Genomic DNA, 16,601 nt, shown 5'->3' with positions numbered 1-16,601 from the left:
GGAAGCCATGAACAAGCATGCGGCCTCGGTGACGGGGCTCTCGCTGCAACTGCCGCGGGCCGATGGCACGCTGGAGACCTACCACCCGTCGTCGCCGCGGGCGTTTCCCGCGCGCCTCGAAGGCTCGCTGAACCGCGTGGTATACTCGGCGGCCCATGTCGTCGCCGATCCGCGCGCCGATGTCGATCCCTGGCTGACGGCGGCGATCGACTGGGACCGTACCATCGCGTTCCGCGAGCATGTCTGGGACCTTGGCCTCGGCGTTGCCGAAGCGATGGACACCGCCCAGCGCGGCATGGGGCTGGACTGGCCGACGTCGCTGGAGCTGATCCGGCGTTCGGTTGCCGCCGCCAAGCCGCGCGGCGCGCTGGTCGCGTCCGGCGCCGGCACCGACCATCTCGCGCCGGAGGACGCGAAGTCGATCGACGACGTCATCCGCGCCTATGAGGAGCAGGTCGGCGCGGTCGAGGCCGCGGGCGGCCGCATCATCCTGATGGCGTCGCGGGCGCTCGCCCGCATCGGCCGCAACGCCGACGATTATGTCGAGGTGTACGACCGGATCCTGTCGCAGGTGCGCGAGCCCGTCATCATTCACTGGCTCGGTGACATGTTCGATCCGGCGCTGACGGGTTATTGGGGCACCAACGACCTCGACGCGGCGATGGACACCGCGGTCGGCATCATCAACGCCAACGCGGCCAAGGTCGACGGCGTCAAGATCTCGCTGCTCGACAAGCAGCGCGAGATCGACATGCGCCGCCGCCTCGACAAGCGCGTCAAGATGTACACCGGCGACGACTTCAACTACGCCGAGCTGATCGCCGGCGACGCGCAGGGGTTCTCGCATGCGCTGCTCGGCATCTTCGATGCCATCGCGCCGGCGGCCTCCTATGCGGTGTCACGCCTTGCGGCCGGTGATCTCGCCACGTTCCACGACGTGCTGGGGCCGACGGTGCCGCTGTCACGCCACATCTTCAAGGCGCCGACCCGGTTCTACAAGACCGGCGTCGTGTTCATGGCCTATCTCAACGGCCATCAGGACCACTTCACCATGATCGGCGGGCAGGAGAGCACGCGCTCGACCGTGCATCTCGCCGAGATTTTCCGGCTCGCCGACAAGGCCGGTCTGTTCGCCGATCCGGCGCGCGCGACCGCCCGCATGAAGGCGGTGCTGGCAACACGGGGCATCGATAGCTGACATGCGCGACTTTTCGAGGGATCACCGGTGGTTGTCGCTGAATACGGCGACGGTCCGCCAGCAGGGCAATCTCGTCGAGATCGTCGACGCCTGCGCCCGCATGGGCATCCGCGCCATCGATCCCTGGCGCGACCAGGTCGCGGCGGTCGGGCTCGAGCGCGCGGTGAAGGCGGTGCGTGACGCCGGCCTTGACCTGTCAGGTTACTGCCGCGGCGGCATGTTCCCGGCTGACGACGCCCATCGCCAGGCGATGCGCGACGACAACCGCCGTGCCGTCGACGAGGCCAAGGCGCTGGGGGCGCCCTGCATCGTGCTGGTGGTCGGCGGCCTGCCGCAGTATTCGCGGCCTGGCAGCGCGCCGTCGAAGGACATCGCCGGCGCCCGGCAACAGGTCGAGGACGCCATCGCCGAGATGCTGGAGTATGCGCGTTCGGTCGGCCTGCCACTGTCGATCGAGCCGCTGCATCCGGCCTATGCGGCCGACCGCGCCTGCGTCAACACCACGAAGCATGCGCTCGACATCTGCGACCGGCTCGATCCGGAGACGTCGGGCATGCTCGGCGTCGCGCTCGATGTCTATCACATCTGGTGGGATCCGGAGGTGATGGCGCAGATCAAGCGTGCCGGCAAGAAGCGCCTGCATGCGTTTCATGTCTGCGATTGGATGGTGCCGACCAAGGATATCCTCAACGATCGCGGCATGATGGGCGATGGCGCCATCGACATTCCCTCGCTGCGCGCGGCGGTCGAGGCGGAGGGCTTCGACGGCTACTCGGAGATCGAGATCTTCTCCCACGACTGGTGGGCGAAGCCGATGGACGAGGTGCTGCGGACGTGCATCGAGCGGCATCGCACGGTGGTGTAGACCGTGGCTGGATGACAACGGCGCCCGGTGAGCCCGCCAGCTCGCCGGGCGCTTTGCCTTTGTCCACCAACCCTAGTGTTTGTCGTCGCCGGGCCTCGTCCCGGCGACCCCGGCAAGGAAGGCACTGCGTCCCTAAGCGCGGTGCATAGCAACTCGGCTATGCCGAGTTGCGTTCTAAAAAGAGCGCAAGTCGGATATATCCGACTTGCCGGGACGAGCCCGGCCACGACAGAGAAAATGGCAAGCGTCATCTTCCAAGACGGCTTGACGCCTTTTCCAGCCAGACTGAGGAACAGTCTCGGCCGCGTCCCCGATACCGCCGTCGACTACCCAGCCGGCATGCCTGCCAGTTCCCCCGCCGATATTGATGTCCCCCGGCGACAATGGTTAAGTCGGCCGACTGCGGTGCACAATGCCGCGCGGGCCGGCCGATCCGGTCCGATAACAACGGATGTCGGGAGACCAATCATGACAGCAGCATCGATCGTTGGCTGGGCGCATACGCCGTTCGGCAAGCTCGAGGCCGAAACCGTCGAGAGCCTCATCGTGCGCGTGGCGACGGAGGCGCTGGCGGACGCTGGCGTTGGACCAGGCGATGTCGACGAGATCGTGCTCGGCCACTTCAATGCCGGCTTCTCGCCCCAGGACTTCACCGTGTCGCTGGTGCTGCAGGCCGATCCGGCGCTGCGCTTCAAGCCGGCGGTGCGGGTCGAGAACGCCTGCGCCACCGGCTCGGCCGCTGTGCATCAGGCGATCAAGACCATCCGCTCCGGCGCGGCCAAGGTGGTGCTGGTGGTTGGCGTCGAGCAGATGACCAAGACCCCGGGGCCGGAGATCGGCCGCAACCTGTTGCGCGCCTCCTACCTGCCGGAGGACGGCGAGACCAAGGGCGGCTTCGCCGGCGTGTTCGGCAAGATCGCCGAGCAGTATTTCCAGCGCTATGGCGACCAGTCCGACGCGCTGGCGCTCATCGCGGCGAAGAACCACAAGAACGGCGTCGCCAATCCCTATGCCCAGATGCGCAAGGATCTCGGCTTCGAGTACTGCCGCTCGGAGGGCGAGAAGAACCCGTTCGTCGCCGGTCCCTTGAAGCGCACCGATTGCTCGCTGGTGTCCGACGGCGCCGCGGCGCTGGTGCTGACCGACGCTGAAACCGCGAAGGGCATGCGCCGCTCGGTCGCGATCCGCGCCGTTGCCCATGCGCAGGACTTCCTGCCGCTGTCCAAGCGCAACATTGTCGATTTCGAGGGTTGCTCGGTGGCGTGGGGACGGGCGCTGGAGGCGGCCGGCATCACGCTGTCGGACCTGTCCTTCGTCGAGACCCACGACTGCTTCACCATCGCCGAGCTGATCGAGTACGAGGCGATGGGCCTCGTGCCAAAGGGGCAGGGCGCGCGCGCCATCAAGGAAGGCTGGACCTACATCGGCGGCAAGCTGCCGGTGAACGCCTCCGGTGGCCTCAAGGCCAAAGGCCATCCCATCGGCGCCACCGGCGTGTCGATGCATGTGATGTCCGCGATGCAGCTTACCGGCGAGGCGCCGGAGGGCATGCAGCTCAAGAGCCCCAAGCTCGGCGGCATCTTCAACATGGGCGGCGCGGCGGTCGCCAACTACGTCTCGATCCTCGAGCCATCGCGCTGACAGGGCGCTGACATGAACATCGCGGAGTGGCTGGCGGCGAGCGCCCGGCTGGTGCCGGCCGCTCCCGCTTTGCTCGGCGGGACCAAGGTCGAGGCCGACTATGCTACCTTCGCGCGGCGCGCGGCGGCGATCGCCGCCAACCTCGCCGCGCAGGGGCTTGCGCCCGGCGACCGTGTAGCGCTGTTCCTGTTCAATTCGACCGACTATCTCGAATGCCTCTATGGCATCTGGTGGGCAGGCGCGGTAGCCATCCCGATCAACGCCAAGCTGCACGCGCGCGAGGCGGCATGGATCTGCAGCAACGCGCAGGCGAAGCTCGCTTTTGTCGATGCCGACACCGCGCCGCTGCTGGAGGCCGCACGAGCCGATCTGCCCGCGGGCCTGCCGCTGATCACGGTCGGCAGCGCGGCCTACACGGCGTTGCGCCAATCCCTGTCATTCGCGCCGCCGGTGGCACGTGAGATCGACGATCTCGCCTGGCTGTTCTACACCTCGGGCACCACCGGGCGTCCGAAGGGCGTGATGCTGAGCAACGGCAACCTGCTGTCGGCGTCGCTGTGCTACCTCGCCGACGTCGACGAGGTTCATCCGGAAGACGCGGCGCTCTATGCCGCGCCGATGTCCCATGGCGCCGGCCTCTACAATTTCATTCATGTCCGTCGCGGCTGCCGGCATGTGGTGCCGGTATCCGGCGGGTTCGATGCCGACGAGGTGCTGACGCTCGCGCGCGAACTCAAATCGGTGTCGATGTTCGCGGCCCCCACCATGGTCAAGCGCCTGGTCGCGGCTGCACGCGCGCGCGGCGAGACCGGGGAGGGCATCAAGACCGTCGTCTACGGCGGCGGCCCGATGTACCTTGAGGACATCAAGGAGGCGATGGCGGTGCTGGGCCAGCGCTTCGTGCAGATCTACGGCCAGGGCGAGTCGCCGATGACCATCACGGCGCTGTCGCGGTCATGTCATGGCGAGACGGATCACCCGCGCTATCTCGATCGGCTTCGCTCGGTCGGCGCCGCGCACAGCGCGGTGCGTGTGCGCATCACCGGGGCGGACGGCGAGGCGTTGCCGTCGGATGCGGTCGGCGAGATCGAGGTCAAGGGCCCGCCGGTAATGCTTGGCTACTGGAACAATCCGAAGGCCACGGCCGAGACGCTGGTCAATGGCTGGCTGCGCACCGGTGATGTCGGCCGGCTCGACGCCGACGGCTTCCTCACCCTGTCGGACCGCTCCAAGGACGTCATCATCTCCGGCGGCACCAACATCTATCCGCGCGAGGTCGAGGAGGTGCTGCTGGCGCATCCGTCGGTGGCAGAGGTCTCGGTGATCGGCGTGCCCGATCCGGAGTGGGGCGAGAATGTCGTCGCCTATCTCGTGCTCGCGCCGGGCGCGACGTTGGACACTGCGGCGCTCGATGCCCACTGCCTCGCCAACATCGCCCGCTTCAAGCGGCCGAAGAGCTATGTCGCGCTCGCCGAGTTGCCGAAGAACAACTACGGCAAGGTGCTGAAGACCGCGCTGCGCGAACTGGCGGCACGGCCGAGCTAATCGGCCGCTCCCGATGAGTTTTGCGAGCATCTTATCGTACCAGTTCGCCGGCCTCGCCGTGTCGTTGTTGCTCCATAAGTAGAGGCGATCAATGGACGCCCTCATTAGCGCGATTATTGAACAGGATCGGGAAGCCTTCGGCCGCCTGCTTCGACCGGGCATGGACTTGAACTACATCTGCGCCAGAGGAGCGCCCATCCATTGGGCGTCATTGATTGGAAATGTCGAATTTGTAAGAACGCTTCTTCAGTTTGGCGCTGATCCCAATATGCGCGATCCTGATTTTGGGCAGAATGCGGTCCACAAAGCAGCTGATCAATCAGTTGAGATTGTTACGGCTCTCCACGCGGCTGGTGCGAACGTCGATCTGCCGGACACGACGGGCATGACCCCGCTGATGATCGCGGCACGAGGTGGCAAATTAGATATTGTTCGCTTCTTCGTCGAGCATGGTGCGCATGTTCGCGCTGCCGATGATCATGCGACGAACCCGCTGCATTGGTCGGCAGTCGGCGGAAACTTTCCCGACGTCAACGCCTATCTCATTCAGGCTGGTGCAGATCCCGCAGCCGTCACCTCCTACAATATGACCTATGATCAAATCCTGGCTCTGACGATAGCTCGAGGGCTCTCGAGTGTATAGCGCGGGGCTGACTGAGCTGCGTAAAGGCTTGGTTGCCACATGCGGAGGACGTTTGTGAAATACTCTTCCGGCGAGCAGGTTCGATTGGGAGATTTGGTCAGATTAGGCGACGCATCCGAAGGCGTTGTTGTGTGCAATATTGATGCCGATGAATACTCGCTGGAGTATCCTAAAGCCCAATGGAGCTATCTCGGGCGGGGCGTTGTTGTTGCGTTTCCGAAATTTGGCCTGATCCACTACGCGCAGCCAGAAGATGATTTAGTGCTCGTCAGTCGCGACGTGTGAGGGGCACTGAGCCGAAGGAGCCTGCCGGAATGGTGACCAGGATCGTCAAACTGGCCGAAGATGACGGGCGGATGCAAGTTGCTGTTGCCTCTGATCGAACACAACTTCAGTTGTTGTCGAAGCGGATCGAATGTGTCGGTTTGGGAGATGAGGCTGACGCGAAGGCTGAGTTTCGAATTAGCGAACTTGAGGATGTGAAGTTCTTCGACGGTTTGATCGATGTCATATTCAGGCGTTCTACTGCTTCGGATATCGAAACGACCGATGATTGTGTCCTTGTGCAGCTTACTTCACGAGATGCCCAAAAAAAATATGTGGCGCTGATCAATGCGCTGGTTTTTACGGGGCGGGGCCATCAGTATCTTGATCCGGAAAACATCGGAGCGGCGGTGGAATTGTTGGTCTCGCTAGATGAGTTTCCTGAGTGAGGGGCGATCTGCAGCTGGCGGCGCGGCCGGAGTTGTCGATGCGCTCTGAGTTGGATTTTGCGATCACTTCGCCGAAGTCGCTGCCGCAGTAGCTCAGTCAAGAAGATGGCTATTGCAGAGCGAAAATCGGCGGGACGGTTGGTGTGCGAATTCAAGACGGGCTGGTTCTGTCAACGCGCCGCGAGTAAAGTCGACGACATCATAGACGAGCTTGTCGTCGGTGATGGTTCAGATCCAAGTCGCTTCATCACGATTTCGTTCCACCCAGATGAGACGGTGGAAGAGGTCTTGGAATTCGCGCGCGCTTGGGAACGTGAAAAAGGTCAAGCGGTTCAGCTTGTCAAGTTGTAAGGCTTGCAGCACGGCGCGCGCGAGCCATACTCACGGCGTCATGCGCGGGCTTGACCCGCGCATCCAGCTTGTTCGCGGTTTTTCATGAGCTTTTAAGCTGGATCACCGGGTCACGGCGCTGCGCGCCGGCCCGGTGATGACGCAAAAAATATCGAGGCGCCGCGTATCTCAGACGACGGCTCCTCTGCGGGACACGCTGAACCGGACAGCTGTGGCGCTAGCCGGGCATGACAGGGGAACACAGGCATTTTACTGTTTCAAACGGATGTTTGAAAGTCCGGATTTGATTCCGATCTGGTTCGTGCGCTGACGGAGCACGTCATCCCTGCTAAGTCTCAACGATTGCAATCGTTTGTCCCTCGGCGACCATGTCGTCGATGCCGACGAGCACCGACTTGATCGTGCCGGCCGCCGTCGCCGCGACGGGGATTTCCATTTTCATGGCTTCCACCAGCGCGATGTCGTCGCCTTCTGCGACGCTTTCGCCGGCTTTCATCAGCAAATCGCAGATGCGGCCTGCGACTTCTGTCGTGATCTTGATGTCTCCCACGTCACCTCCCTGAGCCACATGGCTGTCTTGCGCACACACGCTACGCAAGTTTGCTGCTCCAGCGCCTTTGCCGGTTGTCGCCCGAGATTGCCTGAGGTAGCGTATCGCACAAGTGGAATTTCATTCCGCACAGCGAAATTAAGAGGGAGTGAGCATGCGACATCCAGCAAGTCTCGGGAACGCCCATCTGGTCACGCGCGTGTGGGGGGCTGCCTGATGGGACGTCGATCCGAACGCCTGGGCCGGCACGGCAATGTCGCTGTTGATGGCACCGTGGAAAACGATGTGATCCAGGTGGTGTCGCGTGCGTTCGACGTGATGCGCTGCTTCGAGGGCTATGAGGCCCGGCTCGGCAATCTCGAGATCGCCAACCGCTGCCGGCTGCCGCGCTCCACGGTTTCGCGGCTCACCCACACGCTGACCCGCATGGGGCAGCTGGTCTACCTGCCGCAGGACCAGAAGTACCGGCTCGGGCCGGGCGCCGTCGCCATGGGCTCGCAGATGATGCGCGGGCTGCGCTTCCGCGCGCTGGTGCGGATGCGGATGCAGGAAGTGGCGGAACGCATTCCCGGCACCATCGGCCTCGTCGCGCCGGATCGGTTCCACATGGTCTATCTCGAATACGCCCGCGCCTATGACGCTGTCGGCCTGCAGTCGACCACCGGCAGCCGGATCGAGATCGCGCGCACCGCGGCGGGCCATGCCTACACTGCGGCGCTGCATCCCGACGCTTATGCGGCGCTGATGGCCGACATGGAGCGCGAGATTCCGCAGGAGGCCAAGCTGCTGCAGCCTCGCATCGAGGCCAACCGCCGCTCGCTGCGCGACAACGGCTACGTCATCTCGTGCGGGCTGTGGAACCCGCACATCAACGGCATCTCCGTGCCGATCTGGTCACCGCAATACCGCGACTATCTGGTGATCACGGTCGGTCTGCTGGCCGGCATGTATGACGAGGCGCGCATGCGTGTCGAAGTCGCGCCGGAATTGCTCAAGCTGTCGCGGGCGGTGATCGGCATGTCCGACAGCGTCGAGGACAATCCCTTTGTGGAGACTCCATCGGCGCGTCCGATCCGAAAGGGGCCATCGATCGTCGCCGGCGTCAGGGAGATGCGGAATGAACTGGAAGCCGGAGCTGGACGAGCTGACGCGGCGGCAAGCCTTCGCGCAGCAGATGGGCGGCGCCGAGAAAGTCAGGCGGCAACATGAAGGCGGGCGCCTGACGGTCCGCGAGCGGATCGACAGGCTGCTCGACGCCGGCAGCTTCCATGAGATCGGCGGCATCGCCGGCAGCGGCGAATACGATGACAACGGCGACCTGATCAGCCTGACCCCGGCGAACTGCGTGTTCGGCCGGGGGCGGGTCGACGGCCGCGCGGTGGTGGTGGTCGGCGACGACTTCACTGTGCGCGGCGGTTCGGCCGACGCCTCGCTGCCGCACAAGCCGCTGATGGCGGAGACCATGGCGGCGGATTTCCGGCTGCCGATCATCCGTGTGATCGAGGGCTCCGGTGGCGGCGGCTCGGTGAAAACCATCGAGACCCGTGGGGCGGCGAACCTGCCCGGCGGCATCGGCGGCACCATGGGCTTCTACTTCACCACCACCAATCTCTCGCGCGTGCCGGTGGTCGGCCTCGGGCTCGGATCGGTGGCTGGCCTCGGCGCGGCGCGGCTCGCCTCCAGCCACTACTCAGTGATGACCAAGGCCTCGGCGATGTTCGTGGCGGGTCCGCCCGTGGTGGCGCGGCTCGGCGAAAAGCTCGACAAGCAGGAGCTGGGCGGCTGGGAGATCCAGACCCGCAGCGGTGCCGTCGATCATGCGGTGGATACGGAAGAGGAGGCGTTCGCCTGCGCGCGGCGTTTTCTGTCCTATCTGCCGTCGTCGGTCCATGAGCTGCCGCCAACGCTTCCCTGCGACGACGATCCCGAGCGCGCCGACGACAGCCTGTTGAAAGCGGTGCCGCGCAATCGCCGGCAGGTCTACAAGATGCGGCCGATCATCGACAGCGTGGTCGACCGCGGCTCGTTCTTCGAGATGGGCCAGAATTTCGGGCGTTCGATCATCACGGGCCTCGCCCGGCTCGATGGCCGCGCGGTGGCGCTGATGGCGAGCGATCCCTATCACTATGCCGGCGCCTGGACTGCGGACGCCTGCCAGAAGATCGTGCGCTTCGTCGATCTCGCCGAAACCTTCCATCTGCCGGTGGTCTATCTCGCCGACTGCCCGGGCTTCCTGATCGGGCTCGAGGCGGAGCGTGCGGCTACCATTCGGCATGGCGTGCGCACCATGGCGGCGATGAACCAGACGAAGACGCCGTGGTGCACGGTGATCATCCGCAATGCGTTCGGTGTTGCGGGGGCCGCCAACCAGCCGGCGGGCCGGCTGTCGCTGCGCTACGCCTGGCCATCGGGCTATTGGGGATCGCTGCCGCTCGAAGGCGGCATCGAGGCGGCCTATCGCGCCGAGATCGATGACGCCGACGATCCGCGGGCCAAGCTTGCCGAGATCGAGGCGCGACTCAACAAGCTGCGCTCGCCGTTCCGCACGGCTGAAAAGTTCTGGGTCGAGGAGATCGTGGATCCGCGGAAGACCCGATCACTGCTATGTGATTTCGCCCGCCTCGCAGAGCCGGTGCGCACGCCCGGGCCGGTGACGATGGCGGTTCGGCCCTGATTTTCGGCGCTGCACGTGCGTTCGGCGCATGGCTGACCTTCGCTCATGCACCGCCCGTTCGACGAACGGCGCGCTTTACCCGCTGGCGCGGTCTGGCTATCCACATCCGGTCATTTTTTGAGCGACAAATCGACGCAAGGCCGGATCGCCATGAAAACACGCACGCAAAACCGGTGGCTGTGGCTGCTGGTGCTTCCCTATGTCGGACTGCTCTGGGTCCCGTTCTACAACGTTCACGACCCGGTGCTGCTCGGCTTTCCGTTCTTCTACTGGTACCAGCTCGCCTGGGTGCCCATCACCTCACTCCTGATCTGGCTCGCCTACCGGGGAGTGAAACATGAAGACTGATATCGATCCCGTCGCGCTCGGCGTTTTCATTTTCTTCTTCATCGTCGTCACCATCATGGGCTTCGTGGCCGCCAAGTGGCGGCGGCCGGAAACCCTCGCCCGCATCGACGAGTGGGGGCTCGGTGGCCGCAGCTTCGGCACCTGGATCACCTGGTTCCTGATCGGCGGTGATTTCTACACGGCGTATACCGTCATCGCGGTGCCTGCGGTGGTCTATGCGGCCGGCGCCTACGGTTTCTTCGCGCTGCCTTACACGATTATCGTCTATCCCTTCGTGTTCGCGGTGATGCCGAAGCTGTGGGACGTCGCCAAGAAGCACAACTACATCACGGCCGGCGACGTCGTGCGCGGCCAGTATGGCTCGAAGGCGCTCGAACTTGCGGTGGCGATCACCGGCGTCATCGCCACCATGCCCTACATCGCGCTGCAGCTGATCGGCATGTCGACCGTCATCAAGGCGCTGGGCCTGACCGGCGAGGCGCCGCTGATCATCGCGTTCCTGGTGCTCGCGTTCTACACCTACTCGTCGGGGCTGCGCGCGCCGGCACTGATCGCGTTCGTCAAGGACATCATGATCTACATCGCGGTGATCGCCGCGGTGGCGCTGATTCCGTCCAAGCTCGGCGGCTATGCGGCCGTGTTCGAGGCGGCTGACGCCGCGTTCAAGGCCAAGGGCGCGGGCAGCATCCTGCTCGGCAGCAACCAGTACGTGGCCTACGCCACGCTGGCCCTCGGCTCGGCGCTGGCGGCGTTCATGTATCCACACACGCTGACCGGCATCTTCGCCAGCAATGGTGCCAACACCATCCGCAAGAACGCCATCCTGCTGCCGGCCTACACCTTGCTGCTCGGCCTGCTGGCGCTGCTCGGCTACATGGGCATCGCGGCGCATTTGCAGGTCGCCACCAACAACGACGTGGTGCCGGCGCTGTTCCAGACGCTGTTCCCGGGCTGGTTCGCCGGCTTTGCGTTCGCGGCGATCGCGATCGGCGCGCTGGTGCCGGCCGCGGTGATGAGCATCGGCGCGGCCAACCTGTTCACCCGCAACTTCTGGCGGGCCTACGTCAATCCCGACGTGAGCGAGGCGGGTGAAGCGCAGGTCGCCAAGGTCACGTCGCTGGTGGTGAAGATCGGTGCGCTCGCCGCGATCGTGTTCCTGCCGATCCAGTTCGCGCTCGACCTGCAGCTGCTCGGCGGCATGTGGATCATCCAGACCCTGCCGGCGCTGGTGTTCGGGCTGTTCGTGGGCTGGTTCCGGGCGCCGGCGCTACTCGCGGGCTGGGCGGTCGGCTTCTTCGGCGGCACCTATTTTGCCTTTGCCGACGGGCTGAAGCCGCTGCACACACTGCATCTCGGCGACACCGCGATCACGCTCTACACCGGCCTGTTGGCGCTCGCGCTCAACATCGCGGTGGCGGTGATCGTCAACCTGGTGGTGCCGGCGCGGAAACCGGCGGTCGCTGCCGGCTGATCGTCACATACGACAGGACGTCGACGCGGCCTGCGGGCCGCGTCCGCAGAATACGTGATGGCCGGGCTCGTCCCGGCCATTCGCGTTTATCCCGGTCGTATGGCGCGCGGTCTCAGCGCGCGTCCGCGATCAGCATCGCCGATCCCTTTTCTGCGATCATCGCGGTCGGCGTGTTGGTGTTGCCCGAGGTGATGGTCGGCATCACCGAAGCGTCGATCACCCGCAGGCCGTCGATGCCGAAGACGCGCAGCCGCTCGTCCACCACCGCCATGGCATCGTCGGCGCGGCCCATCTTCGCGGTGCCGACCGGATGGAAGATGGTGGTGCCGATATCGCCGGCCGCCTTCGCCAGCGACGCATCGTCATCGCCGACCTCAGCGCCGGGCAAATATTCGTCGGGCCGGTAGGGCGCGAGCGCCGCCTGTTTCATCAGCCGCCGCGTCACCCGGATCGCATCCGCCGCCACCTGGCGGTCGTCGGGCGTATCGAGATAATTCGGCGCGATGATCGGGGGCGTCCCGGGATTGGCATCGCGCAGGCGGATCGCGCCGCGCGAGGATGGACGCAGGTTGCAGGCGGCGACCGTGATTGCCGGAAAGCGGTGCAGCGGCTCGCCGAACTTGTCGAGCGACAGCGGCTGCACATGGAACTGGATGTTGGCGCGCTCCTGGTGCGGATCGGAGCGGGTGAAGATGCCGAGCTGCGAGGGCGCCATGGTCAGCGGCCCGCGCCGGCGCAGCAGGTAATCGAGGCCCATCAGGCCGCGGCGCGGCAGCGAATAGTAGGTCTCGTTGAGGGTGCGGATGCCGCTGACCTTGTAGATCGCGCGCTGCTGCAGATGATCCTGCAGATTGCGGCCAACGCCGTCACGCGCCACGACGGTGTCGATGCCGAGCGGCGCCAGCCACTCGCGCGGGCCGATGCCCGAGCGGTGCAGCAACTGCACCGAGCCGATCGATCCCGAGCACAGCACGACTTCGCCGCGGGCGCGCGCCTCGATGGTCTCGCCGTCTTGCGTGAAGCGCACGCCGACGGCGCGGCCGTTCTCGACGATCAGACGATCGACCAGCACATGGGTTTCGAGCCGCAGGTTGGGGCGGCCCAGCGCCGGCTTGAGGAAGCCGCGCGCGGACGACCAGCGCCGGCCGCGCTTCTGGTTGACATGGAAGTAGCCGATTCCTTCGTTGTCGCCGGTGTTGAAATCCGCGGTGCGCGGGATGCCCATCTGCGCGGCGGCATCGGCGACCGCGTCGAGCACGTCCCAGGACAGCCGCGGCGGCTCGATGCGCCAGCCGCCGCCGGCACCGTGAATGGCGCTGGCGCCGAGGAAGTGATCCTCCAGCCGCTTGAACGCCGGCAGCACGTCGTCCCAGCCCCAGCCGGCGAGGCCGAGCTGGCGCCAGTGGTCGTAATCGGCGGCCTGGCCGCGCATCGAAATCATGGCATTGATGGCGGAGGAGCCGCCGATGACCTTGCCGCGGGGGTAGGCCAATGCCCGCCCGTTGAGGCCGGCCTCGGGCTCGGTGCGGAACATCCAGTCGGAGCGCGGATTGCCGATGGCGAAGAGGTAGCCGACCGGGATGTGAAACCAGATCCAGTTGTCGCGGCCGCCAGCCTCCAGAATCAGCACCCGCCGGCGCGGGTCGGCGGACAGGCGGTTGGCCACGATGCAGCCGGCGGTGCCGGCACCCACGACGATGTAGTCGAAATCCCCCTCGAGCTGCCTGGTCATGCCACCCCGTCACATTTCATCTGGTTGTCATGGTTTTTAGAGCATTTTTCTCCGTTCCGGGGAACGTGCGGAAAAGCCATATCCATTGTGCGAAATGCCTGAGTTCGCGGCGATTGGGCGGCCCTTATGACTGCTTTTGCCGCATCGCGGATATTGGGCCGCACCCCCGGGCCATGGTAGGTTCGGCGGATCAGAATGAGCGCCGCCATGTGGGCGTCGCCCATGTTGTGGTTTTGGTAGGACGTCGTCATGCCCATCGTCAATCGGATCGCCGAATTTCACCCCGACATCACGGCCTGGCGGCGGGACCTGCATGCCCATCCCGAGCTGATGTACGACGTGCACCGCACGGCAGCGTTCGTGGCGGAGCGGCTCAAGGAATTCGGCTGCGACGAGGTCGTCACGGGTCTCGGCAAGACCGGCGTCGTCGGCGTCATCAAGGGCCGCAAGCCGGCGGATGGACGCAACGTCCGCACCATCGGCCTGCGCGCCGACATGGACGCGCTGCCGGTGCATGAAGAGACCGGCGTGTCCTATCAGTCGACCACGCCGGGCAAGATGCACGCCTGCGGCCATGACGGCCACACCGCGATGCTGCTGGGCGCAGCGCGCTATCTCGCCGAGACGCGCAACTTCGCCGGCGATGCGGTGGTGATCTTCCAGCCGGCGGAGGAGGGCGGCGCCGGCGCCGCGGCGATGATCAAGGACGGCCTGATGGACCGCTTCGCCATCGATCAGGTCTACGGCATGCACAACATTCCGGGCATGGCGGTCGGCAGCTTCGCGATCCGCCAGGGGCCGCTGATGGCCTCGATGGACAAGCTTGCCATCAGGGTAGAGGGCAAGGGCAGCCATGCGGCGATGCCGCACAAGGGCATCGACCCGATCCTCGCCGGCGCGCAGCTCGTCACCGCGTTGCAGAGCATCGTGTCGCGCAGCGTCGATCCCCTGGAGTCGGCGGTGATCTCGATCTGCAGCTTCCATGCCGGTCACACCACCAACGTCATCCCGCAGGCCGCGGAGATGCTGGGCACCGTGCGCGTGCTGAAGCCGAAGATGCGCGACCTCGTGCAGCAGCGCGTGCAGGAGGTGGTGGCGGGCGTGGCGCAGGCCACCGGCACCACCATCGAGCTCGACTACAACCGCGGCTACCCGGTGCTGGTCAACCATCCCGACCAGACCGACATCGCGCTCAAGACCGCCGCGGAGGTCGCGGGCGCGAGCAATGTCAGCGACAATGCGGTGCCGATCATGGGCGCGGAAGACTTCGCCTACATGCTGGAGGCGCGCCCCGGCGCCTTCATCTTCATGGGCAATGGCGACAGCGCCGGCCTGCATCACCCCGCCTACAACTTCAACGACGAAGCGATCGTGCACGGCTCGTCGTACTGGGTGAAGCTGGTCGAGGGCACGCTGCCGGCCTGATCAGGCGGCGTCCGCCTGACGCAGCGCCCTCGCGACCAGTTTGAGATCTGCGACGAAGGCCGCGTATTGCGCGGCCTTCTCGTTGTCATCGGGCAGCCGCAGCAGATAGGACGGATGCACGGTGACGATCGCCTGCGCGCCGTCGTCGAGATCGATCAGCCGGCCGCAGCTCTTGCCGATCGGCGTCGCCTTGCCGAACACGCAGTGGGCCGCCGTCGCCCCCAGCGCGACCACCAGGGTCGGCTTCACCAGCGCGCGCTCGCGCACGTACCACGGGCGGCACGCCTTGATCTCGCCGGCGTTCGGCTTCTGGTGCAGGCGGATCTTGCCGCGGGGCACGAACTTGAAGTGCTTCACCGCATTGGTGACATAGACCTTGTCGCGGTCGATGCCGGCCTCCGCGAGCGCGCGGTCGAGCATCTGTCCGGCCGGGCCGACGAACGGCCGGCCCGCGAGATCCTCCTTGTCGCCGGGCTGCTCGCCGACCAGCATCACCGGCGCGTGGGACGGGCCTTCGCCGAACACGGTCTGGGTCGCATCCTGCCACAGGTGGCAGGCGCGGCAGGCCATCACCTCGTGGCGCAGATGCGCCAGCGCGTCACTGGTCGCCGGAACCTTGTCCATCACGGCTTCCTTTCGCTGCGGTGATCCGTGCGGCGCGGTCGGCGGCTGGGCAACCATGTCCTGCGTCCGCTGACCGGCTTTTCGGATCAGCGGGTCAATCAGCGAAGCCTCCGGCAGGTTCCGCCAGTACTTCACCGGCATCTCCGCCTTCATCGCCCGGACCTTGAGCCGTGCCGGATTGAAGATGCTGGCGTAGTAAGTGCGCCAGACGGTTTCCAGCGGATCGCCGGCCGGCGCGTCGGCCTTCGTCGCGCCTTCGGTGAACACGGTGTGGGAGCCGTCCCAGTGGGCGCAGCGGTCGGGGGTGAGGATCGACCAGGCCATGTCGGCGAAACGCTGCGCGAAGAATGGCGCGGTCGCCTCGACGATGTAATGCGCCGGTTCGAACCAGGCGACGTAGCGCGACTCGCGTTCGCGGCCGATCTCGCGGAAGCGGACGAAGGCCTGCATCTTGTGTTCATCGCGATGGACGTCGCGGGCAAGGCTGCCGATCCGCATGACATCCTCGTCGGTGGCGAGGCGCATCAACTCGGGTTCGGCGCGCAGGCGCCACAGCAGACGGTAGAGCAGGGCAAAACGCTGCGGCTCGCGGTTGAGAATGGCGCTGCGCGCCAGATTCATGAAGGCTGCGGGAACATGCACGGCGGCGGAATCGCCGTCCGGCTGTGGCAGCGGCGTCGGCGCGAACAGCACGGCCGCGCGGCCCTCGACATCCCAGGCGATGTCTGCCGGCGCCACGTCGGCGCGCAGCAATGCACGCGCCGCCGTGCGCCAGCCTTCGAAATCGGTGTCGCTGGCAAGCAGGATATGATGCATGGTCG

Annotated in this window: 17 protein-coding genes; 13 read left to right on the top strand and 4 right to left on the bottom strand. The window is 65.6% G+C overall.

Annotated features, from left to right (window positions below; genetic code table 11):
- The first annotated feature begins 7 nt into the window (after nt 1–7).
- From AB4Z37_RS14930 to AB4Z37_RS14895, 8 genes are all read left to right on the top strand, one after another.
- Nucleotides 8–1,198 (top strand): dihydrodipicolinate synthase family protein, encoded by a 1,191-nt coding sequence (locus AB4Z37_RS14930; protein ID WP_441517512.1) that lies wholly within the window; start codon nt 8–10, stop codon nt 1,196–1,198.
- A gap of 1 nt (nt 1,199) precedes the next feature.
- Complete coding sequence (locus tag AB4Z37_RS14925) at nt 1,200–2,063, top strand: sugar phosphate isomerase/epimerase family protein (RefSeq protein ID WP_441517511.1); 864 nt, start codon at nt 1,200–1,202, stop codon at nt 2,061–2,063.
- Between the two features lie 468 nt (nt 2,064–2,531).
- Nucleotides 2,532–3,704, top strand: a complete 1,173-nt coding sequence (locus AB4Z37_RS14920) for an acetyl-CoA acetyltransferase (RefSeq protein ID WP_441517510.1) — start codon at nt 2,532–2,534, stop codon at nt 3,702–3,704.
- A gap of 12 nt (nt 3,705–3,716) precedes the next feature.
- Nucleotides 3,717–5,249, top strand: a complete 1,533-nt coding sequence (locus AB4Z37_RS14915; RefSeq protein ID WP_441517509.1) for an AMP-binding protein — start codon at nt 3,717–3,719, stop codon at nt 5,247–5,249.
- 91 nt (nt 5,250–5,340) lie between these two features.
- Nucleotides 5,341–5,892: an ankyrin repeat domain-containing protein gene (locus tag AB4Z37_RS14910; RefSeq protein WP_441517508.1), complete on the top strand. Its 552-nt coding sequence runs from the start codon at nt 5,341–5,343 to the stop codon at nt 5,890–5,892.
- Nucleotides 5,893–5,946: 54 nt separating this feature from the next.
- Nucleotides 5,947–6,177 carry a hypothetical protein gene (locus AB4Z37_RS14905; RefSeq protein WP_441517507.1) on the top strand — a complete coding sequence of 77 codons (231 nt, stop codon included), beginning with the start codon at nt 5,947–5,949 and terminating at the stop codon, nt 6,175–6,177.
- Nucleotides 6,178–6,206: 29 nt separating this feature from the next.
- On the top strand, nt 6,207–6,605 hold the full coding sequence (locus AB4Z37_RS14900) for a hypothetical protein (protein ID WP_441517506.1): 399 nt from the start codon (nt 6,207–6,209) through the stop codon (nt 6,603–6,605).
- Nucleotides 6,606–6,710: 105 nt separating this feature from the next.
- A complete protein-coding gene (locus AB4Z37_RS14895) occupies nt 6,711–6,956 on the top strand; it encodes a hypothetical protein (protein WP_441517505.1) in 246 nt (81 codons plus the stop codon).
- A 328-nt stretch (nt 6,957–7,284) separates the two neighbouring features.
- Here the strand turns inward: AB4Z37_RS14895 and AB4Z37_RS14890 are convergent, their stop codons facing one another.
- Nucleotides 7,285–7,506, bottom strand: coding sequence for an acetyl-CoA carboxylase biotin carboxyl carrier protein subunit (locus AB4Z37_RS14890; RefSeq protein ID WP_441517504.1), 222 nt, complete (start codon nt 7,504–7,506; stop codon nt 7,285–7,287).
- Between the two features lie 216 nt (nt 7,507–7,722).
- On the opposite strand from AB4Z37_RS14890, the gene AB4Z37_RS14885 reads away from it, so the two are divergent.
- The 4 genes from AB4Z37_RS14885 to mctP all read left to right on the top strand — a co-directional run bounded on the left by AB4Z37_RS14885 (nt 7,723) and on the right by mctP (nt 11,999).
- On the top strand, nt 7,723–8,715 hold the full coding sequence (locus tag AB4Z37_RS14885; protein WP_441517503.1) for an IclR family transcriptional regulator: 993 nt from the start codon (nt 7,723–7,725) through the stop codon (nt 8,713–8,715).
- Nucleotides 8,624–10,180, top strand: a complete 1,557-nt coding sequence (locus tag AB4Z37_RS14880; RefSeq protein WP_441517502.1) for an acyl-CoA carboxylase subunit beta — start codon at nt 8,624–8,626, stop codon at nt 10,178–10,180. Before AB4Z37_RS14885 ends, AB4Z37_RS14880 begins: the two co-directional genes overlap by 92 nt.
- A gap of 150 nt (nt 10,181–10,330) precedes the next feature.
- Complete coding sequence (locus AB4Z37_RS14875; RefSeq protein ID WP_441517586.1) at nt 10,331–10,528, top strand: DUF3311 domain-containing protein; 198 nt, start codon at nt 10,331–10,333, stop codon at nt 10,526–10,528.
- Nucleotides 10,518–11,999, top strand: a complete 1,482-nt coding sequence (gene mctP / locus AB4Z37_RS14870; RefSeq protein ID WP_441517501.1) for a monocarboxylate uptake permease MctP — start codon at nt 10,518–10,520, stop codon at nt 11,997–11,999. The genes AB4Z37_RS14875 and mctP overlap by 11 nt, the downstream gene beginning before the upstream one ends.
- Before the next feature lie 112 nt (nt 12,000–12,111).
- Here the strand turns inward: mctP and AB4Z37_RS14865 are convergent, their stop codons facing one another.
- Both AB4Z37_RS14865 and AB4Z37_RS14860 read right to left on the bottom strand, forming a co-directional pair.
- A complete protein-coding gene (locus AB4Z37_RS14865) occupies nt 12,112–13,731 on the bottom strand; it encodes a GMC family oxidoreductase (RefSeq protein WP_441517500.1) in 1,620 nt (539 codons plus the stop codon).
- Complete coding sequence (locus AB4Z37_RS14860) at nt 13,728–13,982, bottom strand: hypothetical protein (protein WP_441517499.1); 255 nt, start codon at nt 13,980–13,982, stop codon at nt 13,728–13,730. Before AB4Z37_RS14860 ends, AB4Z37_RS14865 begins: the two co-directional genes overlap by 4 nt.
- On the opposite strand from AB4Z37_RS14860, the gene AB4Z37_RS14855 reads away from it, so the two are divergent.
- The gene (locus AB4Z37_RS14855) at nt 13,981–15,156 is read left to right on the top strand and encodes a M20 aminoacylase family protein (RefSeq protein ID WP_441517498.1); all 1,176 of its coding nucleotides are present in this window, start codon (nt 13,981–13,983) and stop codon (nt 15,154–15,156) included. The two genes, AB4Z37_RS14860 and AB4Z37_RS14855, sit on opposite strands and share 2 nt — an antisense overlap.
- Here AB4Z37_RS14855 and AB4Z37_RS14850 read toward each other — a convergent pair whose 3' ends face one another.
- A complete protein-coding gene (locus tag AB4Z37_RS14850; protein ID WP_441517497.1) occupies nt 15,157–16,596 on the bottom strand; it encodes a UdgX family uracil-DNA binding protein in 1,440 nt (479 codons plus the stop codon).
- Nucleotides 16,597–16,601 lie beyond the last annotated feature (5 nt).

Origin of the sequence: Bradyrhizobium sp. 2TAF24 (assembly GCF_052115025.1) — a bacterium.
Lineage (GTDB): Bacteria > Pseudomonadota > Alphaproteobacteria > Rhizobiales > Xanthobacteraceae > Bradyrhizobium_A.
This window is presented reverse-complemented; position numbering and strand designations above follow the sequence as displayed.